The sequence below is a fragment of the Flavobacterium fragile genome (assembly GCF_023634865.1).
Lineage (GTDB): Bacteria > Bacteroidota > Bacteroidia > Flavobacteriales > Flavobacteriaceae > Flavobacterium > Flavobacterium fragile.
On the sequence record NZ_JAMLJN010000001.1, the window covers coordinates 506,466 to 527,779 of the forward strand.

The window sequence follows — 21,314 nt, forward strand, 5'->3', positions numbered from 1 at the left end:
CGCAGTTTTCAGTATTTGTTAACTGCGGCTGAGTACTGCGGCTGATTTTAAAGCATTTTTTGAACAAAAACAGAATGCAACCATTTATTAAATTTATATCCTGATTCCTTTATAAACCCAACTTCTTCAAAGCCAAACTTCTTATGAAAATCGATACTATTTTTGTTTTCAGAATCGATAACACCAATCATGGTATGCAGGTTTTGAGTTTTGGCTCTTTTTATCAATTCGGATAGTAGTAGTTTTCCGATTCCTTTTCCGAAGTAATTCTTGTTGGCATAAACCGAATGTTCTACGGTGAATTTATAAGCCTCTCTGAATCGAAATTCACTGTAATAACCAAAACCCACAACTTCACCGTTCATTTCGGCTACAATAACAGGAAATCCTTTCTGAAGTTTTTCTTCAAATATAGCTTCTTGATTGGCTAAGGTTCGGGGTTGGTAATCATATAAAGCAGTCGAATTAAGAATAGCATCGTTAATGATGGCTAAAATAGACGGGCAGTCTATTGTTTTATAGTCTCTAATTTTTATCTCCATTTTGTAAAGAATTACGAAGTAAAAGTACTAAAAACCTTTTCAACTTCGTAACTTTGTAACTCAGTTATTTTTTTAAAATGATCTATCCAAAAATTCTTCTAGCGCAAAGCATTATTGAAATTTGCAAAGAAAAAGGAATCCAACATATCGTTATATCCCCGGGTTCGCGTAATGCACCTTTAACTATCGGATTTACTAATAATCCGTATTTTAAATGTTATAGTATTGCTGACGAACGCAGTGCTGCTTTTTTTGCTTTAGGTTTAGCCCAACAATTTCAGAAACCGGTAGTAGTCGTTTGTACTTCAGGTTCTGCTGTGTTAAATTATTATCCAGCGGTAGCAGAGGCGTTTTATAGCCAAATACCTTTAGTGGTAATTTCGGCAGATAGACCTCAAAGTAAAATTGATATTGGAGACGGTCAAACCATTCGTCAGGAAAACGTTCTGGGAAATCATAGCCTATATAATGCTAACCTGCGCGAAGAAAAATCGGTTGAAAACGACAATCTCATTCAAATGGCCTTGCATGTTGCGGTTGCCCAAAAAGGTCCAGTCCATATCAATGCGCCTTTTGAAGAACCTTTGTATGAAACGGTTTCCGAATTACAAGTAAAACCAGAAATTATTGATTTTACTACTGAAGAAAAGCATTTTTCATTAGGAATTAACACAAAAGAAACTTGGAACAAAGCGACTAAAAAATTGGTTTTAGTAGGGGAGTTGTTTCCAAATTCGGTAGAGCAAAAGTATTTAGATGTTTTAGCTACTGACCCAAGTGTGGTGGTTTTGACTGAAAAAACATCCAATTTACATCATCCCACTTTCATCGATCAGATTGATACTTTGATTACACCATTCACCGAGGATGATTTTAAAGCATTTCAACCAGAAATTCTCTTAACTTTTGGAGGAATGGTCGTATCGAAACGTATTAAAGCTTTTTTACGAAAATACAAACCAGCACAACATTGGCATGTAGACGAATTACGTGCGTATGATACTTTTGGAGCGCTTACGAATCATTTTGAAACCACAATTAATACGTTTTTGAGTCAGTTATTAACTACAAATACGATTGAAAGTACCTATAAATCAACTATTTCAGCTATTTGGAACGTTAGAGCAGCAAAGCATCAAGAATATACTTCCTTAATACCGTTTTCTGATTTTAAAGTGTTTGATTTCATTTGCCAAAAGCTGCCTAAAAACATTCAGTTGCAAGTGAGTAATAGTTCGGCAATACGGTATTTACAATTGTTTGATGTAGATAAAAGCGTGCAAGTTTTTTGTAATCGCGGTACGAGTGGTATAGATGGTAGTACTTCTACAGCAATAGGAGCTGCAGTGGCTTCAACTTTGCCAACTCTTTTAATTACAGGCGATATTAGTTTTTTATACGACAGTAATGCCTTGTGGAACAATTACATTCCCAAAAACTTTAAAATTATTTTGTTGAATAATAGCGGTGGCGGTATTTTTAGAATTTTACCAGGACATCAAGAAACCGAAACATTTACTACCTATTTTGAAACGTCACATCAATTGAACGCCTCTCATTTAGCCAAAATGTATGGATTGGATTATTTTGAAGCCAATGATGAAACTACATTACAACAACAATACATTGCATTTTTAAACCAAAATGAAAAACCAAGTATTTTAGAAATTTTCACGCCTGAAAAAGAGAATAATGGGATTTTATTAGAGTTTTTTAGAAGGTTGCGCTAATCAGAATTGCTTTTTTTAGAAGTTGCGTATTATTGTACTAGTTATGAAATGTGTAATTGTATTACCATCAAATCCTCGATTATAAGCCAACTAAATTTTATGATTTTGAATCTTAACTAAAAAACAAACCTTGCATAAAGGGATTAAACGAGGTCAAAATAGTATGTTTTTGAAAACTATTTTCTAAAAAAAGGAGTTGTGTAACACTTACCGCTGTTTGCTGCCGTTATTTTTATCTTAGTCAAATTCTATTTTTGAGTTAGGTAACATTTGTTTTATTTTTTCTTTTTCAGCATTGTTGAAGTTATTATTGTTAAGCCAAAATAGCTCAACTTGTTTCAGCTTTTCAAAACCACTTGGCATTATTTTAAATTTGTTAGATGGCATACCAACTCTTTTCAGGCTAGAAATTTTCGACATTATTTCAAAAGCTTCAGTCCATTGTAATTGTGGAATTTTCACAAGTCCTAATTGTTCTAAATTATCAAGTTCACTTAACTCAATAGGTAATTTCATAAGAGGATTTATGCCAATTGAAAGTCTTTTTAAGTTTTTTAATTTTTTGATTGATTTAGATAATTTTGAAATATTATTGTTTTCCAATTCTAAGTCAGTTAAATTAGATAATGTCCAAATTGGTTTTAATGCCTTTGATTTCAATTTGTTTTTTCTAAGTGATAGTTTTTGTAAAGTTTTCAATTCTCCAAACTCCTTTGGTAAAAAACTAATTTCATTATGTTCTAAATTTATTTCTTCAATTTTTTTAAACTCATTTATGGAACTTGGAATGTAATTAATTGAATTATACCAAATAATAATTCGTTTTATATTTTTTAATTTTGAAAGTTCTACTGGAAATGTCTCGAATTTATTGTAGCATAAATCTATGTAAATCAAGTTTTGTAAATCATTGTTTTCAAAGCTTAAATTCTTTATTTCATTGCTGAAAAGCCTTAAATACTTTAAATTATCTAATTTTTTTAATGGTTCTGGGAATTCGGTCAGTTCGTTATCATCTAACCAAATTTCTTCTAGTCCTTTTAGCTCGGAAATGTTATTAGGTATAGTTTTAAGTTTACAATCAGTTATCCAAATGGTTTTTAAAGTCTTTATGTTTTTTAGAACTTCAAAAGCTTGAATTAAATTGATTTCAGGATTTGAACCTAAGTCTATTTTGGCAAGATTTGTAAGTTTTAATATGTCAATTGACAGTTCTTTTAATTTTGTATCAGACAAATCAAGTGATTTTACTTCTGTCGGTTTTAATAATGCTTCTTCGATGGAATTAAACACAACTTCTTTCTCTTGTCCAATTGACGTTATTGTCCAAAAAAGTAATATTATTAAAATTTTCTTCATTTATATCTGTTTGTCATTTTTTGCGGTCTTGTATATTGACAACTAACTTGTTTATATGCAAAACTATCAAACCATTTTTATCCCCTATTAGCAAGATTGGCGAAAGTTTTGTCTGGTTTTATATTCAAATATAATGAATCTTATAAATTTGGACTAAATTATATGGCCAAGTCTAATTATTTTAAGATTTAGATCATTTATCATTGCCTGATTTGGGATTGATTTGTACTAATGACATTGATCGCGCGTTAGCTGTGAGCCGTATACTCGATTGGCAGATGTTTTCAGCCAATGATAGACTTTATGACCTCCTTTGGACTCATAAATTGATTGAAATATCCCTGAGCATTAAGAGCAAGTTTTTTTCGATAATCTGGTTTAGCAATCAATTCTTGGATTACCGAATCAATTTCATTACTATCAGAAATAAAATGCACATGTTCTCCGTGAATTAATGGTCTTGAAAAGTCATAAGATAGTTTAGTAGAAATTATACTACAACCTAAGGCTAGAAATTCTGACAATTTCCAACCGTGGCATTTATGCACCGCAGGAGTATTAAAAACCATTATTGATTTTTTAATTCTTGCTAAAAATTCAGGAAATGCATAAGTTTTATGAATAATCACTTCTTCAAATTCTTTATAATATGGATGTTTCATGTTAGCATAAAGCCCACCTTCAAATTCTAATGACTTTGAAGATCTACAAGTTTTTATAAAGTCTCTTCTGTAGCCGTTGGTCTCTTGTGCATTGTCTCGTTCTGTCCATAAAGTCGAGGCAAAAAATACATAATTTTCCTTTTGAGCTTCGAAGTTACCGAGGAATTGAGCTATAGGTAATCGTTGATATTGTTGCCAATAATCTTGCATAAATTTATAATAGCTAATAGGCATAGCGTTATAGCTAATAATCAAATTCTTCACACATAAGAAAATGGTTTTTGGTAAAGACCAAATGCGAATCCCAAAACTTGGTGGAATTACTTGAAGTTTTTTAAAATTATGAGCGGCAAGTGTTGGATCAAAATTAATTTTAGCATAAATATCACACCATTCGTATGCATTTTTATTAATATCTGGCGGATCGCAAAAGTCCACAATGTATCGGGTTATTTTGCCTTTATGTACTCTTACAAAAGCGAAATAATGATTGAACGAAAATGGTTCGTGAAATCTGGGTAAATTTTTAAAGTGCTTTCTGCCGAATGAAACATTTTTTTTCCCAAATGTCTCATATAATCCTTGAATGTAAAATGAAGCGTAAAGAATTCGTGAGGTAGAATCAATAATTATTTTGGTATTGTGTTTCAATTTCGTATTATATTAAAATTACTATCAACTCACTTCTATGAGGAAACCCTCAACTACTTATACACAATTACGAAAAGAAATGCGAAAGTCGCTGTGTTTTATTGTTTACTCAAATATAATTAATAATTGATACTAATCAAGAGTAGTTCATTTTTTTTAGTTTGTAAATTAAACTAAATACTAGTTTTTTAGGAATTTAATGCTACAGTATTTTTTTGTTTTTAACTATTGTAATTTCATATCCCCTTGAGGAATTATATAATTACCCTAGGGTATTTGTTTCATTTCCCTAGGGAAATTCACTAATTGCTGTACAGAAAATGATTATATAAAGCTTATAATTTGTATTTTTGTTCAATAAAAAAATAAATCATATGGCTATTGAATTTAAAATGGTGCCCAAACAAAACAATATTGCATCGCCACCTCAAACCAAATATTATCCTTGCGCCGTAAGCAAAGGAGAAGTAAATTTAGAATATTTAGCCGAAATTATTGCTGGTCGAAGCACGGTTACCGTTGCCGATTGCTATGGGGTGCTCATAGGGATGAGTCAGGTAATAGGAGAGGAATTAGCACAAGGTAAAATTGTAAAAATAGATCGTTTAGGCACGTTTGCATTAACTTTAAAAGGACAAGGAACAGATGAGCCCGAGAAATTAAACAAAAATACCATTCTAGGAGCTAAGATACTCTTTAAGCCTGCGCGCCATTTTAAAAAGCTCTTGCAAAATTTAAAGTATAAAAGGTTGCGATAAATACAAAAGATTTTTAACAAACAGAAACATAGATTTTTATCTTGCAACAAAGAAATTTCTCTTTTATTTTCAAAATATTATCTGAAGACCAAAAAGGTATAGCAAAAAAAACCTGATGCTAAAATCTAGCATCAGGTTTTATAGTATACGAGTAAAAAAGATTACTTTCTTTTGATTACTTTTTCTGCCTTTTCAACAATGGCTGCACTGTTTAAACCATATTTTTCCATTAATTGGTCCGGTGTGCCACTTTCTCCAAAGCTGTCGTTAACCGCTACAAATTCTTGAGGCACTAAATGGTTTTGAATTAATGTTCTAGAAACACTTTCTCCTAAACCACCAATAATGTTATGCTCTTCCGCCGTAACCACACAACCTGTTTTCTTTACCGATTTTAAAATGGCTTCTTCGTCTAACGGTTTAATGGTGTGAATGTTAATTACTTCTGCCGAAATACCTTTTGCTTCTAATGCTTCAGCAGCTACTAACGCTTCCCAAACTAAATGTCCAGTTGCAATAATGGTAACATCGGTTCCTTCATTTAACATAATCGCTTTTCCAATTACGAAAGGCTCGTCAGCTGGCATAAAGTTAGGCACCACTGGACGACCAAAACGTAAATAAGCAGGACCATGATGATCTGCTAAAGCAATAGTTGCTGCTTTCGTTTGGTTGTAATCGCAAGTGTTGATAACGGTCATTCCAGGTAACATTTTCATCAAACCGATATCTTCTAAGATTTGGTGTGTAGCTCCGTCTTCTCCAAGTGTTAATCCCGCGTGAGAAGCACAAATCTTCACATTCTTATCGGAATACGCTACAGATTGACGAATTTGGTCATATACTCTTCCCGTAGAAAAGTTAGCGAAAGTTCCTGTAAAAGGAATTTTCCCACCAATGGTTAATCCAGCTGCAATTCCAATCATGTTGGCTTCTGCAATTCCAATTTGGAAGAAACGCTCTGGGTGGTTTTTCTTGAAATCATCAAATTTTAATGACCCAATTAAATCCGCACAAAGTGCTACTACGTTTTCATTTTTTTGACCTAATTCTGTCATTCCAGCTCCAAAACCTGAACGGGTATCTTTACTGCCTTGGTTGATATATTTTTTCATAATTCTAGTAGTCTCCTAAAGTTTCAACATTTTGTTCTAACGCTTTTGCTAATTGCTCATCATTTGGAGCTTTTCCGTGCCAAGCGTGTGTGTGCATCATAAAATCAACACCATTACCCATTTCGGTATGCAATAAAATGCAAACTGGTTTTCCGTTTCTTGATTTTGATTTTGCATCAGTTAAACCAGCTTTGATAGCGTCAATGTTGTTACCTTCTTTGATTTCTAATACAATCCAATCAAATGCTTCAAACTTCGCTTTTACACTTCCCATCGCTAAAACTTCGTCTGTAGTTCCGTCGATTTGTTTTCCGTTTAAGTCGATAGTTGCAATTAAGTTGTCTACCTTTTTAGCAGAAGCATACATAATCGCTTCCCAGTTTTGTCCTTCTTGCAATTCACCATCACCTAAAAGAGCATAAACTAAATGATTATCGTTGTTTAATTTTTTAGCTTGTGCCGCACCCACCGCTACAGACAAACCTTGTCCTAACGAACCCGATGCCATGCGCACTCCAGGCAAACCATCATGAGTCGTTGGGTGACCTTGCAATCTTGTGTTTAATTTTCTGAATGTAGCTAATTCTGCTACAGGAAAGTAACCGCTTCTAGCTAAAACACTATAAAAAACAGGAGAAATATGTCCGTTTGATAAGAAGAATAAATCTTCACCCATTCCGTTCATATCAAAACCTTCGTTACGTTTCATAACGTCTTGGTAAAGGGTAACCAAAAACTCAGCACATCCTAGAGAACCTCCTGGGTGACCTGAATTTACGGCATGAACCATACGAAGAATATCTCTTCGAACTTGTGTTGTAAAATCTTGTAGTTGTTGCGTGTTAGACATTTTATTACATGTATTTATTAAGGGTGTAAAAGTAATTCTATTTTTTTGGTGCTACAAATCATTTTGTTAGAAGTTATTAATAATGAGTGTTAATCATAAATAATTCTAAATTCCAATTTCTAAATTCTAAAATAAATTATCTTTGCCGTTCGTAAAAGCACCATATGAAGTTTGATTTAATTACAAAAGACCCAAAAAGTAAAGCCAGAGCAGGAAAAATAACTACTGATCATGGTGTTATTGAAACGCCAATTTTTATGCCGGTAGGAACGGTAGCTTCTGTAAAAGGAGTTCACCAACGCGAATTAAAACAAGATATTAACCCTGATATTATTTTAGGGAATACCTATCATTTATATTTAAGACCTCAAACCAAAATTTTAGAAGCGGCTGGAGGTTTGCATAAATTCATGAATTGGGACAGAAATATCCTAACCGATTCGGGAGGTTATCAAGTATATTCGTTATCAGGAAGAAGAAAGATTAAGGAAGAAGGAGTAAAATTCAAATCGCACATCGATGGTTCGTATCATTTCTTTTCACCAGAAAATGTAATGGAAATTCAAAGATCTATTGGTGCTGATATCATCATGGCATTCGACGAATGTACGCCGTATCCTTGTGATTACCGTTACGCTAAACGTTCAATGCACATGACGCACCGTTGGTTAGATCGTTGTATTACACATTTAGATAAAGTACCATTTAAATATGGTTACGAACAAACATTTTTCCCAATTGTTCAAGGAAGTACGTATAAAGATTTAAGAGCACAATCAGCAGAATATATAGCTAATGTGGGCGCTCAAGGAAATGCAATTGGTGGATTATCAGTAGGGGAGCCAGCAGAAGAAATGTACGCAATGACAGAAGTAGTTACTGCTATTCTTCCAGAAGACAAACCTAGATATTTAATGGGAGTAGGTACTCCAATCAATATTTTAGAAAATATTGCGTTAGGTATTGATATGTTTGATTGCGTAATGCCAACACGTAACGCTAGAAACGGAATGCTATTCACAGCTCACGGTTCGATTAACATCAAAAATAAAAAGTGGGAAGCCGATTTTTCACCAATCGACGAAATGGGACACACTTGGGTTGATACCGAATATTCAAAAGCGTATTTAAGACACTTGTTTGCTGCAAATGAATTCTTAGGAAAACAAATTGCTACGATTCACAATTTAGGATTCTACATGTGGTTAGTTCGCGAAGCTAGAAGACAAATTTTAGCTGGAACGTTCAGAGAATGGAAAGATAAAATGGTGATTCAAATGAGTCAACGATTATAAAATAAGAAGTTAGAATTTAGAAGTTAGAAAATGAAAGTTTAAAGGCTATTCGTTTTTGATTCTAAATTCTAACTTCTAACTTCTAAATTATAAAATGAAAATAATAGATAAATACATTTTAAAACGCTATTTGGTCACTTTCTCGGTGATGTTAATCATGTTTATTCCCATCGGAATTACGATTGACGTTTCGGAAAAGGTGAATAAGATGATTGAAAAGAAGATTCCTCTTAAAGACATCTTAATTTATTATGGCGATTTTACAATTTACTTTGCCAATTTATTATTTCCTATCTTTTTATTCTTGTCCATTATTTGGTTTACTTCAAAGCTAGCAAATAACACAGAGATTATAGCCATTTTGAGTTCGGGAATTTCATTTGGTAGATTTTTACGTCCTTTTATGTATGGAGCGGTAATCGTTTCCATTTTTGCTTTGTTAATGGGTTTCTTTTTTGTGCCTAAAGCCAGTAAAGGATTTAATGATTTTCGATATCAAAATCTAAAAGGAAATTCACAAACCCGAGAAACTTCTGATATTTTTAGACAAATTAAGAAAGAAGGAAAGTTAGAAGAAAACATTTATGTAAGTAATTACAATTATTTGTCTCAAACAGGGTTTAGTTTTACCTATGAAAAATTTAATGATAATAGATTAGTTGAGAAAGTAACAGCTCATCGCATCCGTTACGATGAGAAAACCAAAAAATATACATTATTTGGTTACAATAAAAGATTGGTAGGTGAACGCAATGATCAGATAGAGTCGTTAGATAAAAAAGAAGTAGCCTATAATTTTGAACCAGACGATTTAACTCCGGTAATTTATGTGGCGGAGACTATGACTATTGGCGAATTGAATGCTTTCATCAACAAAGAACGAGCTAGAGGTAATGGAAATATCAATATCTACTTAGTGGTGTTCTACAAGAAGTTTAGTTTACCTATTTCAGCTTTCATCTTAACTATTATCGCCGTATCTGTTTCTTCTATGAAACGAAGAGGCGGAATGGGAATTAACTTGGCCATTGGTATCGTTATTGCTTTTACCTTTATCTTTTTTGATAAAGTTTTTGGAACCTTAGCAGAAAAATCGAGTATTCCTCCTTTTATTGCTGTTTGGTTTCCTAATCTTGTTTTCGGAATATTAGCAGTTTACTTACTTCGCAATGCAAAACGATAATCTAAAAAGTTACTTACATCTTCATGTAATTGTTTTTATTTGGGGATTTACCGCTATTCTAGGGAAGTTAATTTCTCTACAAGCTTTAGATTTGGTTTGGTATCGTATGCTTTTTGCTTCAGCTATTATGACAATAGTAGTGTTGCTTTCTAAAGAAAAAGTAAAAGTGCCATTTCATATTTTCGTTGGTTTTATTGTAGCCGGAATAGTTATTGCGGCTCATTGGCTTACCTTTTATCAAGCCATTAAAGTTTCCAACGTTTCTATAACTTTAGCTTGTTTGTCAACCGGTGCTTTTTTTGCTTCTATTTTAGAACCTATCTTTTACAAAAGAAAAGTCATTTGGTACGAATTGCTTTTTGGGGTAATTGTTGTAATCGGTTTGGGAATTATCTTTAATGTAGAAACAAAATATACGACGGGTATTTACTTAGCGGTGACTTCTGCATTTCTTTCCGCTTTGTTTTCGGTTATTAACGGGAAATATGCTAAAGAATACAACCCTAATGTGATTTCTCTTTATGAGTTATCTAGCGGTGTTTTCTTTTTGACGCTGTATTTGTTTTTTGCTGGAAGTTTTACGCCTGCTTTCTTTGCTGTTTCGGTAAATGATTTGATATGGTTATTTTTACTATCTACTATTTGTACGGCTTATGCTTTTTCAGCTTCGGTTAAGGTAATGAAATTTTTAAGTCCGTTTACGGTGATGTTAACCATTAATTTAGAGCCTATTTACGGCATTATCTTAGCGCTGTTGCTATTTGATGATACAGAAGAAATGACCCCTTTATTTTATGTAGGAGCCCTTATAATATTAACAACAGTTATTGCCAACGGAATAGTAAAAAGCAAGAAAAAGAAACAACTAATTAACGATTAGTTGACTAAAGTTAATTGAAAATTTTATCTTTGTAACAACAAACACGAACCCAAATAAACCGATTATGGAATATTTAGATTTTGAATTACCAATTAAAGAGCTTGAAGACCAATTAGATAAATGTCAAATTATTGGTCAAGAATCAGATGTAGATGTATCGAATACTTGCAAGCAAATCGAAAAAAAATTAGAAGAAACGAAGAAGAAAATATACAAAAATCTTACGGCTTGGCAACGTGTACAATTATCACGTCATCCTAACCGTCCTTATACATTAGAACATATTACTAATATTACTAAAGGTACGTTTCTAGAACTTTTTGGAGACCGAAATTTCAAAGATGATAAAGCAATGATTGGCGGTTTAGGTCAAATCAACGGTCAATCGTTTATGATCATAGGGCAGCAAAAAGGAATTAATACCAAAATGCGCCAATACAGAAACTTCGGGATGGCTAATCCGGAAGGATATAGAAAAGCACTTCGTTTGATGAAAATGGCAGAGAAATTTAACATTCCTGTGCTTACGTTAATCGACACACCAGGCGCCTATCCAGGTTTAGAAGCAGAAGAAAGAGGGCAAGGAGAAGCAATTGCGAGAAACATTTTTGAAATGGCTCGTTTAAAAACCCCTATCATATCTGTGATTATTGGTGAAGGAGCTTCAGGAGGTGCATTAGGTATTGGAGTAGGAGACAGAGTATATATGTTAGAAAATACTTGGTATTCTGTAATTTCGCCTGAATCTTGTTCGTCTATCTTATGGAGAAGTTGGGAATACAAAGAACAAGCAGCTGAAGCTTTAAAACTAACTTCTTTTGATATGAAAAAACAGAAGTTAATTGATGATATCATTCCTGAACCACTAGGTGGCGCCCACTATGATAAAGAAACTACTTTTAAATCAGTTGCGGAGTATGTTACGAAAGCTTACAACGAATTAAAAGATTTATCAACATCAGAATTAGTGGCTAAACGTATGGACAAATACAGCAAGATGGGTGAATACAAAGAATAGTCATTAGTTTTCAAATTATAAAAAAATCCGAAGCCCAAAGTTTCGGTTTTTTTTTGCCTTATTAACAAAATTTTGAAGTTATTAACAGTTGAATATTAAGAACTCCATTTAAAATTTTACAAAAAAAGAGTAACTTAGCCCTATGGAAAATATCAGAAATGTAAACCCGATAAAAGTAGACAAAACTACTATTATCAATTTAGAAAAAGGAAAGTTACCCCCACAAGCGTTAGACCTTGAAGAGGCTGTGCTTGGCGCTATGATGATTGATAAAAAAGGGGTAGATGAGGTAATTGATATTTTACAACCCGATGCCTTTTATAAAGAGGCACATCAATACATTTTTGAGGCTATCGTTCAGCTATTTAACGATACGCAGCCGATAGATTTATTAACCGTTTCAGCCCAATTAAAGAAAAACGGAAAATTAGAATTAGCAGGTGGCGATTTTTACCTGATTCAATTAACCCAAAAGATTTCTTCATCAGCTCATATTGAATTCCATTCTCGTATTATACTTCAAAAATACATTCAAAGAAGTTTGATCAAAATTTCGAGCGAAATCATTGAAGAATCTTATGATGAGTCTACCGATGTGTTTGATTTGTTGGATAAAGCCGAATCTAAATTATATGAAGTAACGCAAGGAAACATCAAACGTAGCTCAGAAACTGCACAAAGTTTGGTGATTCAAGCTAAAAAGCGAATTGAAGAAATTGCAGGGAAAGAAGGATTAAGTGGAATTCCAACAGGTTTTCACGATTTGGATAAATTGACATCGGGTTGGCAACCTTCAGATTTGATTATTGTAGCGGCACGTCCAGGTATGGGTAAAACCGCGTTTACGCTTTCAATGGCACGAAATATGGCTATTGATTACGGAGCTCCTGTTGCTTTTTTCTCCTTAGAGATGTCATCCGTTCAGTTGATTACGCGTTTGATTTCGTCTGAAACTGGATTATCATCAGAGAAATTAAGAACTGGAAAATTAGAAAAACACGAGTGGGAGCAATTATCCATTAAAGTAAAAGACTTAGAGAAAGCTCCTTTATACATAGACGATACGCCATCGTTATCGATTTTCGATTTACGTGCAAAAGCAAGACGTCTTTCTTCTCAATATGGCATTAAAATGATTGTGATTGATTACCTTCAGTTAATGACAGCAGGTGGAAATGGAAAAGGTGGCGGAAACCGTGAGCAAGAAATTTCAACCATCTCCCGAAATTTAAAAGCTTTAGCCAAAGAGTTAAACGTTCCTGTTATTGCGCTTTCACAGTTATCGCGTGCGGTAGAAACTCGAGGTTCAAGTAAGCGTCCGTTACTTTCCGACTTGAGGGAATCTGGTGCTATTGAGCAAGATGCCGATATTGTATCGTTTATTTACCGACCAGAATATTATAAAATTGACGAATGGGACGACGAAGAACGTTCGCCAACTCAAGGTCAAGCGGAATTTATCGTAGCAAAACACCGTAATGGAGGACTCGATAACATTCGTTTGAAATTCATTGGAAGTTTAGGTAAATTTGATAACTTAGATGATTTTGGTTCGTCTTTTGATGCGCTTCCATCTAAGATGAATTTAGATGACTCAAACCCGTTTATTACCCCTAACTTGCCTACCCCAAATGAAGCTTTTGGTAGTACAATGAATTCATATGACGATGATTCTGATGTTCCGTTTTAATTAAATTATTGAAGATGAAAAGTGCTTTTTTGGTTTTATTTTTCTTAGTGACGTCCTTGGCGAATGCCTCTTTTGTGCTTATTCCTATGGAGGCTGAAGGGCAACAAAACCATTTGAAAGCCTACGGCATTACCTATTGGGCTCTAGACAAAAGTTACAAAGTAAGTTGGTTGTTAAACTATAGAGGCGGTTCCTTTTTATTACCCGATGCACCTGAAATTCGTAAAGAATGCCAAATTAGAGGGGTAACTTTTGAAGTGTTATCAGATGTTACTGCGAATTCTATTTTAGAAGATATTAGTTCGCCTTCACAAAATATGGAAACGGTTGTGTTGGAAAAAGCACCTAAAATTACAGTTTATACTCCAAAAGGGAAACAACCTTGGGATGATGCGGTGACTATGGTGCTAACCTATGCCGAAATTCCGTATACCGAAGTTTATGATGAGGAAGTTTTATCAGATCAATTATTATTGTACGACTGGTTGCATCTACATCATGAGGATTTTACTGGGCAGTATGGAAAGTTTTTCGGAGCATACAGAACCGCTCCATGGTACATCCAACAAAAAGCAGAAGCTGAAGCGCTAGCAAAAAAACTTGGTTACAACAAAGTATCAGAAGAAAAATTAGCAGTAGCAAAGAAAATTAGAGATTTTGTAATCGGTGGGGGATTCATGTTTGCCATGTGCTCAGCAACCGATAGTTTTGATATAGCACTTTCAGCAGAAGGTGTTGATATTTGCGAACCCATGTTTGATGGCGATGATTCAGAAGCTAATTATCAAGCAAAAATCGATTATTCCAATACTTTCGCTTTTAAAGACTATACTTTAGTTCGTAACCCAATGGTCTATGAATTCTCGGATATCGATACCACCGAAGAACACGGAAAAGGCGCTTTTACTATGGATAAAGACTATTTCACTTTAATGGAATATTCGGCAAAATGGGATCCAATTCCTACGATGTTGTGCCAAAATCATACGCAATTGGTAAAAGGATTTATGGGACAAACCACGGCTTTTAATGCCGAAAAAATAAAATCGAATGTCTTAGTAATGGGCGAATGTAAAATCAATGGAGAAGCGCGCTATATTCACGGAAACAAAGGAAAAGGAATGTTCACTTTTTACGGTGGCCACGATCCAGAAGATTACCAGCATAGAGTAGGAGATGCTCCAACGGTTTTAGATTTACATCCCAATTCGCCAGGTTATCGTTTAATATTAAATAATGTGTTGTTTCCGGCGGCAAGAAAGAAAAAGTTGAAAACGTAAGTTACTATAAAGCTATTCTTTATTTTTACTTAGAGTGTTTTGTATTTGTAATTCCTTATATGTATAAATACAAAATGTATCGAGAACTAAAAACATCCATTACCCATCATCCATCACCTTTTAAAACTTCCAAAACAAAATACGACTCACTTTATTTCCGTGTTTCATTTCTGTAATTTGATATAAAGCCTTTACTTTTTTAAGATGCGAAAGCAACGGTTTCAAATTATCCTTTTTCGAAACTAGCGACGAAAACCATTTGCACTGCGATTTAAAATGTACACTTTCATAAATCATATTGCTGATAAACGTTAGTTCACCACCTTCACACCAGAGTTCTGAATTCACACCACCAAAGTTCAACGTAGGTTTCTTAGAATCTTCAATACCTAAGTTTTTATTTTTACGAATCGTGCCTTTATTTGCTTCTTCTTTTGAACTGTGAAAAGGCGGATTACAAATCGTCATGTCAAATTTGTCTTCTGGAAGAATGATATTTTTAAAAATATTTCGTTTTGAAGTTTGCAATCGCAACGTAACGTTTTCTTTTAATTTCTGATTCGAATTAATATTCTCCTGAGCCGCTTCAAAAGCTTGTTTATCGACTTCGCTACCCACAAAACGCCAATTGTATTCCGATACACCAATTATCGGATAAATACAATTTGCTCCAATTCCGACATCTAAAATGCGAATTTTATGCTTCGTTTGAAGTGTTCCGTACGTGTCTTTTAAAATATCGGCAACTTGATGAATATATTCTGCACGTCCTGGAATGGGCGGACAAAGAAATCCTTTTGGAATGTCCCAATTTTTCAAACCATAAAAGTGCAACAATAACGCTTTGTTCAACATTTTCAACGCATCAGGATTCGCAAAATCAATCGTTTCTGTTCCATATTCATTTACCGCAACAAATGGTTCTAAATCAGGATTAGCCTCAATTAAAGTTTTGAAATCGTATTTGCCGTGGTGTTTGTTTTTCGGATGAAAGCCGTTTATGGTTTTGGTTGTATTCAAAGTATTGTTTTTAAAGTGTAAAGGTATTGAATTCTGGGGAATTGTTTTTAATACAGGATTATTAAAAAGTTTTATATATTTGATGATATAAACAAGTTAGCAGTAACCGTAATAGAATGAAAAATATAAAAAATGTGTAAAGCCTGTTTTGACAGAGAATATAACGAATTTAATTCTTATTCTGAATTTGAAGAATTCAATAAAGAGTTCGATTCTAAAATTGTGAAGTCTGTTTATTTTGTGGCGAATGGAAAATACAGAAGTGATTCACATGTAGTTTATAAATGTAGTATTTGTAATCAACTTTGGTGGCTTTCCGAACCAGACAATCATTGGAGAGGTTATTTTCTAAAAGAACATAATGCAAAACGATATATTGACAATAATGAAAGAAAAGGAAATGCAATGAAATACGGAAGTTTAATTATTGCGTTTTTGGTTATAATTGGTTTAATAAAATCATGCAATTAAACGGCAACTGCTATCTCGATAGCTCTGAATTGTATTACGTGCCCACAATCAAAATCAAATTTCAATCAAAAACTATTTTGTTCGCCAAATAATATAAAAACAGTACAAATGATTACGATTCAGAAATTAAAAGTTTACGAAAAATATTCTGGTGATGAAGATCAATTGGCAAGAATATCTTTAGAAACTGAACGAGAACTCTTTGATAAAAATTCAGATTGGTTTGAAATAATGAACTTTAAACAAGACATAACAATGATTTCTCAAAATTTAGCTTCTGTGGAATACAGAAAATCTTCAATTGAAAGAATGAAAAAGTTATGTGAAAATGAAGCTTTTGAAATTTTAATAAAATCTATATTTCCGTAAGCTTAATAATCTGATAGTGCATTAACACTATTCAAAATCAAAACTACACCAACAAAAAACCCCGATTTTCATCGGGGTTTAATATATAAGTAAGATAAACTGAGTTAGACGTAATTATTTAATTTTGTTAACGATAGCTGTGAAAGCAGCTGGGTGGTTCATAGCTAAATCAGCAAGAACTTTACGGTTCAATTCGATATTGTTAGCTTTTAATTTCCCCATAAACTGAGAATAACTCATTCCGTGTAAACGAGCACCAGCGTTAATACGCATAATCCATAATGCACGGAAGTTTCTTTTGTTTTGTTTTCTATCACGGTAAGCATAAACCATTGCTTTTTCTACCGCGTTTTTCGCTACAGTCCAAACGTTTTTACGTCTTCCAAAGAAACCTTTGGCTTGCTTTAATACTCTTTTTTTTCTAGCTTTTGATGCTACAGCATTTACTGATCTTGGCATAATTTTAAATGTTTTTTGCAGTAAGGCGGTTTCTCAACACTTATAAACTTCGTACTTTGTATTTCATACTTCGTACTTCGTTCAGCCCACTCCAGGGTTACTAAATTGTTTTAACCAACAACGATTAAATTAAATTTAATTGTTGTTTAATACTTCTCTCATCTGTTGGGTGAACCAAAGTTGAGTGAGTTAAAGCTAATTTACGCTTTTTAGATTTTTTTGTCAAAATGTGACTTTTAAAAGCGTGCTTTCTTTTGATTTTTCCAGAGCCAGTAACTTTGAAACGTTTCTTAGCACTAGATTTAGTTTTCATTTTAGGCATTTTCTTCCTGTATTTATAATCTATCTTACTTATTATTTTTAATGTAGGATTATTAAATAATCACTATTTGTATTGTTAGGTGACTAATCACTAATTACTAATCACTAGTCACTAAAACTATTTACTTTTTCTTCTTCGGAGCAATGTACATAATCATACGTTTTCCTTCTAAAACTGGCATCGCTTCAACTTTTCCAAACTCTTCCAATTCTTGAGCCAAACGTAATAATAAAATTTGTCCTTGCTCTTTGTAGATAATCGAACGTCCTTTAAAGAATACAAAGGCTTTTAATTTAGCACCGTCTTGTAAAAATTTGATGGCATTCTTTTTCTTAAACTCATAATCATGCTCATCTGTTTGAGGTCCAAAACGGATCTCCTTGATTACAATCTGAGTAGATTTTGCTTTAAGCTCTTTTTCTCTCTTCTTTTGTTGGTACAAAAACTTACCATAATCCATCAATTTACAAACCGGCGGTTCAGCATTTGGAGAAATCTCTACCAAATCAACTTCTTGCTCTTCAGCTAAGCGAAGGGCTTCTGCTATTTTGTAAACTCCAGGCTCAATATTTTCGCCTACTAAACGTACTTCAGGTACACGAATCAAATTGTTGATACGGTGCGCTGCTTTTTTCTCTTCGCGAGGTTGAAAACCTCTGTTGTTTCTAATTGCTATGGCTTTAAGATTTTAGTTAAACTTAAAATTGTTTTAATGTTTTATTGATTTCTTCGTTTATCATTGCAGCAAATTGCTCAATAGTAACCGATATATTTCCTTTTCCTTCTTGTCCGCGTTGTCTCACAGAAATCGTTCCGTTTTTCTCTTCTTCCTCGCCAACAATCAGCATAAACGGATATTTGTTCATCTCCGCTTCTCTAATTTTCTTACCGATTGTTTCGTTTCGGTTGTCAATTAGGGCGCGAATTTCGTGATTTTCTAGCAAATCTAAAACTTTTTTCGCATAATTTTCATATTTCTCACTCAAAGACAAGATTATAGCCTGCTCTGGCATCAACCAAATTGGGAAATTTCCTGCTGTGTGTTCCAATAAAATAGCGATAAAACGTTCCATCGATCCAAAAGGCGCTCGGTGAATCATAACAGGGCGATGTAACTTGTCATCCGCACCTTTATAAGACAATTCAAAACGCTCTGGTAAGTTGTAATCTACCTGAATTGTTCCTAATTGCCAACTTCTGCCTAAAGCATCTTTTACCATGAAATCCAATTTTGGGCCATAGAAAGCCGCTTCTCCAGCTTCAATCACATAATTCAATCCTTTGTCTTTCGCTGCACTGATAATTGCATTTTCAGCTTTTTCCCAGTTTTCAACGCTACCTATATATTTATCCGGATTATCTAAATCACGAACCGATACCTGAGCTGTAAAGTTTTCAAATCCTAAAGAACCAAAAACATATAATACTAAGTCGATAACATTTTTGAACTCAGCATCTAATTGATCAGGAGTACAGAAAATATGAGCGTCATCCTGAGTAAATCCTCTCACACGAGTCAATCCATGTAATTCACCCGATTGCTCATAACGATAAACCGTTCCAAATTCAGCATAACGCTTTGGTAAATCTTTGTACGACCAAGGTCTTGCATTGTAAATCTCACAGTGATGTGGACAGTTCATTGGTTTTAGCAAGAACTCTTCGCCTTCCGCAGGAGTGTTAATCGGTTGGAAACTATCCGCACCATATTTAGCATAGTGTCCAGAAGTTACATACAAGTCTTTCATTCCAATGTGAGGCGTAACTACTTGCTCGTAACCTGCTTTTTTCTGTGCTTTTTTCAAGAATTGCTCCAATCTATCGCGCAAAGCAGCACCTTTTGGTAACCATAATGGTAAACCTTGACCTACTTTTTGTGAAAAATGGAATAATTCTAATTCTTTTCCTAATTTTCTGTGGTCTCTGCGTTTTGCTTCTTCTAATAATTCAAGGTAATCCGTTAAGTCTTTTTGTTTCGGGAACGAAATTCCGTAAACACGTGTTAACTGCTTGTTCTTTTCATCACCTCTCCAGTAAGCGCCCGCTACCGATAAAATTTTCATCGCTTTGATAATGCCTGTATTCGGAATATGACCACCACGACACAAATCAAAGAAATTCGAATGATCGCAGAATGTAATCGTTCCGTCTTCTAAATTCGAAATCAACTCCGTTTTGTATTCGTTATCTTTATAAACTTCCAATGCTTCCGCTTTTGAAACCGAACGCATTTTAAATTCATGCTTCTCTCTCGAAATTTCCAATACGCGATCTTCTATCTTTTTGAAATCGGCATCTGTTATTCTTTGGTCACCAAAATCAACATCATAATAAAAACCATTATCAATCGCAGGTCCAAGTGTTAATTTAATTCCAGGATACATTTCCTGAAGTGCTTGTGCCATTACGTGTGAAGTCGAATGCCAAAAAGCCTTTTTCCCCTCTTTGTCATTCCATGTATATAATATAAGTGTACCGTCCGTGGTTAAGGCCGTCGTCGTTTCAATAGTGGTACCATTATAGGAAGCCGAAATTACGTTTCTAGCTAAACCTTCACTAATGCTTTTCGCAACATCCATCGGAGTAACTCCTTGAGCCATCTCCTTAACCGACCCGTCGGGTAAAGTAACTTTTATCATTTTTTAAAATTTATAAGGTGCAAATATAAACCATTAATAAAATCCATACAATATATATAAGGTATAATGTTAAAAAAGATTAGAAGCAGCCGTTCAGCATTCCATAAAGACTTTTAGTCCCGCTGTCCGTTACAATTTTTTTCTTTTTTGTTGCCTGAGGTTCTCGAAGGCAACAAAAAAGAAAAAAGATTTCCCCTCCCATCGGGGCTAGATAAGACGTTTGCTATTCCAGATAACCATCCCGCTGGCTCGTCAAGCGAGCAACACCCCTAAAGTCCCCTCAAGGGGATAATTCCCTCTAAGATTTTTTGAATAAATTAATTTCAATAAGAAAACCCTAAACCTGAAATTATATATATAATGTTATAAAAAACTTTTCCATTCAAAATTAACGATTGCCTCATAGAAAGAATTTCCCTCGCGCCTGCGAGCTGTCATTCCGCAGATTAGGAATCTCCTGCGCAGCAGGCTATTGCTTAAGGTAGTTAAGCCCACAACTGAATACTGAATTACACTATTATATTTGTAGAAAGAATTCCCCCTTCGAAGGGGGTTAGGGGGATGTTGTATCTAATTTATCTACATTTTACCCCTTCCATGAACTTTACCCACACTATATATAAGTAAAAAACGCTTCCAAGACTTATATGTTTAACAAACCAATGTCCAATAAAAAGCATTCCCCCTTTGAAGGGGGCTAGGGGGAGGTAAAAACTTTTCTGTATTAAATCCTTGTTATCAGCGTGTTAAGAAAAACATCAAAAAAAAGAATAAAAAAAGATTACAAAAGGCTTGCGAGAAGAGAAAAGATTACTACTTTTGCACCCGCATTAGAGCAGAAGTTCATACACAAACTGAGGGTTAAACAAGTCGAAAAAAACTTTAAAAAAAGTTAAAAAAAGATTTGGATAATAAAAAGTAAAGTTAGTATCTTTGCCGACCCGAAACTAAGGAATCGGATTGTACAAGTTCTTAAAAATATTGGGTAAGTAGTCAGGAAAAAATAATCAAAAAATTTTTT

The 21,314-nt window shown here is 34.0% G+C and carries 20 protein-coding genes; 10 read left to right on the top strand and 10 right to left on the bottom strand.

Features of this window, described 5'->3' with window-relative positions; translation table 11 throughout:
- Positions 1–47: 47 nt before the first annotated feature.
- The gene (locus NAT47_RS02475) at positions 48–542 is read right to left on the bottom strand and encodes a GNAT family N-acetyltransferase (protein ID WP_250579923.1); all 495 of its coding nucleotides are present in this window, start codon (positions 540–542) and stop codon (positions 48–50) included.
- A 77-nt stretch (positions 543–619) separates the two neighbouring features.
- Here NAT47_RS02475 and menD point away from each other — a divergent pair, with 77 nt between their 5' ends.
- Positions 620–2,272, top strand: a complete 1,653-nt coding sequence (menD, locus tag NAT47_RS02480) for a 2-succinyl-5-enolpyruvyl-6-hydroxy-3-cyclohexene-1-carboxylic-acid synthase (protein ID WP_250579925.1) — start codon at positions 620–622, stop codon at positions 2,270–2,272.
- A gap of 237 nt (positions 2,273–2,509) precedes the next feature.
- On the opposite strand, the gene NAT47_RS02485 is transcribed toward menD, so the two are convergent.
- Together NAT47_RS02485 and NAT47_RS02490 are read right to left on the bottom strand one after the other, a co-directional pair.
- On the bottom strand, positions 2,510–3,631 hold the full coding sequence (locus NAT47_RS02485) for a leucine-rich repeat domain-containing protein (RefSeq protein WP_250579927.1): 1,122 nt from the start codon (positions 3,629–3,631) through the stop codon (positions 2,510–2,512).
- A gap of 284 nt (positions 3,632–3,915) precedes the next feature.
- On the bottom strand, positions 3,916–4,944 hold the full coding sequence (locus tag NAT47_RS02490; protein WP_250579929.1) for a hypothetical protein: 1,029 nt from the start codon (positions 4,942–4,944) through the stop codon (positions 3,916–3,918).
- 374 nt (positions 4,945–5,318) lie between these two features.
- On the opposite strand from NAT47_RS02490, the gene NAT47_RS02495 reads away from it, so the two are divergent.
- Positions 5,319–5,702, top strand: a complete 384-nt coding sequence (locus NAT47_RS02495; RefSeq protein WP_250579931.1) for an HU family DNA-binding protein — start codon at positions 5,319–5,321, stop codon at positions 5,700–5,702.
- Between the two features lie 161 nt (positions 5,703–5,863).
- Here the strand turns inward: NAT47_RS02495 and NAT47_RS02500 are convergent, their stop codons facing one another.
- Entirely contained in the window at positions 5,864–6,817 is a 954-nt protein-coding gene (locus NAT47_RS02500) for a transketolase family protein (RefSeq protein WP_250579933.1), read from the bottom strand.
- Between the two features lie 4 nt (positions 6,818–6,821).
- Entirely contained in the window at positions 6,822–7,667 is an 846-nt protein-coding gene (locus tag NAT47_RS02505) for a transketolase (RefSeq protein WP_250579935.1), read from the bottom strand.
- Positions 7,668–7,831: 164 nt separating this feature from the next.
- Here NAT47_RS02505 and tgt point away from each other — a divergent pair, with 164 nt between their 5' ends.
- The 6 genes from tgt (at position 7,832) to NAT47_RS02535 (ending at position 15,013) form a co-directional block, all read left to right on the top strand.
- The gene (tgt, locus tag NAT47_RS02510) at positions 7,832–8,962 is read left to right on the top strand and encodes a tRNA guanosine(34) transglycosylase Tgt (RefSeq protein WP_250579936.1); all 1,131 of its coding nucleotides are present in this window, start codon (positions 7,832–7,834) and stop codon (positions 8,960–8,962) included.
- A 94-nt stretch (positions 8,963–9,056) separates the two neighbouring features.
- On the top strand, positions 9,057–10,145 hold the full coding sequence (locus tag NAT47_RS02515; protein WP_250579937.1) for an LptF/LptG family permease: 1,089 nt from the start codon (positions 9,057–9,059) through the stop codon (positions 10,143–10,145).
- Positions 10,132–11,025: a DMT family transporter gene (locus NAT47_RS02520; RefSeq protein ID WP_250579938.1), complete on the top strand. Its 894-nt coding sequence runs from the start codon at positions 10,132–10,134 to the stop codon at positions 11,023–11,025. The genes NAT47_RS02515 and NAT47_RS02520 overlap by 14 nt, the downstream gene beginning before the upstream one ends.
- A gap of 64 nt (positions 11,026–11,089) precedes the next feature.
- A complete protein-coding gene (locus NAT47_RS02525; protein WP_250579939.1) occupies positions 11,090–12,043 on the top strand; it encodes an acetyl-CoA carboxylase carboxyltransferase subunit alpha in 954 nt (317 codons plus the stop codon).
- A gap of 142 nt (positions 12,044–12,185) precedes the next feature.
- Positions 12,186–13,733: a replicative DNA helicase gene (dnaB, locus tag NAT47_RS02530; protein ID WP_250579940.1), complete on the top strand. Its 1,548-nt coding sequence runs from the start codon at positions 12,186–12,188 to the stop codon at positions 13,731–13,733.
- Between the two features lie 14 nt (positions 13,734–13,747).
- Positions 13,748–15,013, top strand: coding sequence for an asparagine synthetase B (locus NAT47_RS02535; protein ID WP_250579941.1), 1,266 nt, complete (start codon positions 13,748–13,750; stop codon positions 15,011–15,013).
- 120 nt (positions 15,014–15,133) lie between these two features.
- Here the strand turns inward: NAT47_RS02535 and rlmF are convergent, their stop codons facing one another.
- Positions 15,134–16,033, bottom strand: coding sequence for a 23S rRNA (adenine(1618)-N(6))-methyltransferase RlmF (gene rlmF, locus NAT47_RS02540; RefSeq protein WP_250579942.1), 900 nt, complete (start codon positions 16,031–16,033; stop codon positions 15,134–15,136).
- 132 nt (positions 16,034–16,165) lie between these two features.
- Here rlmF and NAT47_RS02545 point away from each other — a divergent pair, with 132 nt between their 5' ends.
- Together NAT47_RS02545 and NAT47_RS02550 are read left to right on the top strand one after the other, a co-directional pair.
- Positions 16,166–16,504, top strand: coding sequence for a hypothetical protein (locus NAT47_RS02545; protein WP_250579943.1), 339 nt, complete (start codon positions 16,166–16,168; stop codon positions 16,502–16,504).
- A 108-nt stretch (positions 16,505–16,612) separates the two neighbouring features.
- A complete protein-coding gene (locus tag NAT47_RS02550; protein WP_250579944.1) occupies positions 16,613–16,873 on the top strand; it encodes a hypothetical protein in 261 nt (86 codons plus the stop codon).
- A gap of 114 nt (positions 16,874–16,987) precedes the next feature.
- On the opposite strand, the gene rplT is transcribed toward NAT47_RS02550, so the two are convergent.
- From rplT to thrS, 4 genes are all read right to left on the bottom strand, one after another.
- Complete coding sequence (rplT, locus tag NAT47_RS02555) at positions 16,988–17,332, bottom strand: 50S ribosomal protein L20 (RefSeq protein ID WP_250579946.1); 345 nt, start codon at positions 17,330–17,332, stop codon at positions 16,988–16,990.
- 124 nt (positions 17,333–17,456) lie between these two features.
- Positions 17,457–17,654, bottom strand: coding sequence for a 50S ribosomal protein L35 (gene rpmI, locus NAT47_RS02560; protein ID WP_194097101.1), 198 nt, complete (start codon positions 17,652–17,654; stop codon positions 17,457–17,459).
- Between the two features lie 121 nt (positions 17,655–17,775).
- Positions 17,776–18,324 (bottom strand): translation initiation factor IF-3, encoded by a 549-nt coding sequence (gene infC, locus NAT47_RS02565; RefSeq protein WP_297867860.1) that lies wholly within the window; start codon positions 18,322–18,324, stop codon positions 17,776–17,778.
- 28 nt (positions 18,325–18,352) lie between these two features.
- The gene (thrS, locus tag NAT47_RS02570) at positions 18,353–20,293 is read right to left on the bottom strand and encodes a threonine--tRNA ligase (RefSeq protein WP_250579948.1); all 1,941 of its coding nucleotides are present in this window, start codon (positions 20,291–20,293) and stop codon (positions 18,353–18,355) included.
- Between the last annotated feature and the right edge of the window lie 1,021 nt (positions 20,294–21,314).

What these genes read in the sequence shown, in the direction of transcription:
- NAT47_RS02475 (WP_250579923.1), bottom strand. Translation starts at nt 542, where the DNA reads ATGGAGATAAAAATTAGAGACTATAAAACAATAGACTGCCCGTCTATT.
- menD (WP_250579925.1), top strand. Translation starts at nt 620, where the DNA reads ATGATCTATCCAAAAATTCTTCTAGCGCAAAGCATTATTGAAATTTGC.
- NAT47_RS02485 (WP_250579927.1), bottom strand. Translation starts at nt 3,631, where the DNA reads ATGAAGAAAATTTTAATAATATTACTTTTTTGGACAATAACGTCAATT.
- NAT47_RS02495 (WP_250579931.1), top strand. Translation starts at nt 5,319, where the DNA reads ATGGCTATTGAATTTAAAATGGTGCCCAAACAAAACAATATTGCATCG.
- NAT47_RS02500 (WP_250579933.1), bottom strand. Translation starts at nt 6,817, where the DNA reads ATGAAAAAATATATCAACCAAGGCAGTAAAGATACCCGTTCAGGTTTT.
- NAT47_RS02505 (WP_250579935.1), bottom strand. Translation starts at nt 7,667, where the DNA reads ATGTCTAACACGCAACAACTACAAGATTTTACAACACAAGTTCGAAGA.
- tgt (WP_250579936.1), top strand. Translation starts at nt 7,832, where the DNA reads ATGAAGTTTGATTTAATTACAAAAGACCCAAAAAGTAAAGCCAGAGCA.
- NAT47_RS02515 (WP_250579937.1), top strand. Translation starts at nt 9,057, where the DNA reads ATGAAAATAATAGATAAATACATTTTAAAACGCTATTTGGTCACTTTC.
- NAT47_RS02520 (WP_250579938.1), top strand. Translation starts at nt 10,132, where the DNA reads ATGCAAAACGATAATCTAAAAAGTTACTTACATCTTCATGTAATTGTT.
- NAT47_RS02525 (WP_250579939.1), top strand. Translation starts at nt 11,090, where the DNA reads ATGGAATATTTAGATTTTGAATTACCAATTAAAGAGCTTGAAGACCAA.
- dnaB (WP_250579940.1), top strand. Translation starts at nt 12,186, where the DNA reads ATGGAAAATATCAGAAATGTAAACCCGATAAAAGTAGACAAAACTACT.
- NAT47_RS02535 (WP_250579941.1), top strand. Translation starts at nt 13,748, where the DNA reads ATGAAAAGTGCTTTTTTGGTTTTATTTTTCTTAGTGACGTCCTTGGCG.
- NAT47_RS02545 (WP_250579943.1), top strand. Translation starts at nt 16,166, where the DNA reads ATGTGTAAAGCCTGTTTTGACAGAGAATATAACGAATTTAATTCTTAT.
- NAT47_RS02550 (WP_250579944.1), top strand. Translation starts at nt 16,613, where the DNA reads ATGATTACGATTCAGAAATTAAAAGTTTACGAAAAATATTCTGGTGAT.
- rplT (WP_250579946.1), bottom strand. Translation starts at nt 17,332, where the DNA reads ATGCCAAGATCAGTAAATGCTGTAGCATCAAAAGCTAGAAAAAAAAGA.
- rpmI (WP_194097101.1), bottom strand. Translation starts at nt 17,654, where the DNA reads ATGCCTAAAATGAAAACTAAATCTAGTGCTAAGAAACGTTTCAAAGTT.
- thrS (WP_250579948.1), bottom strand. Translation starts at nt 20,293, where the DNA reads ATGATAAAAGTTACTTTACCCGACGGGTCGGTTAAGGAGATGGCTCAA.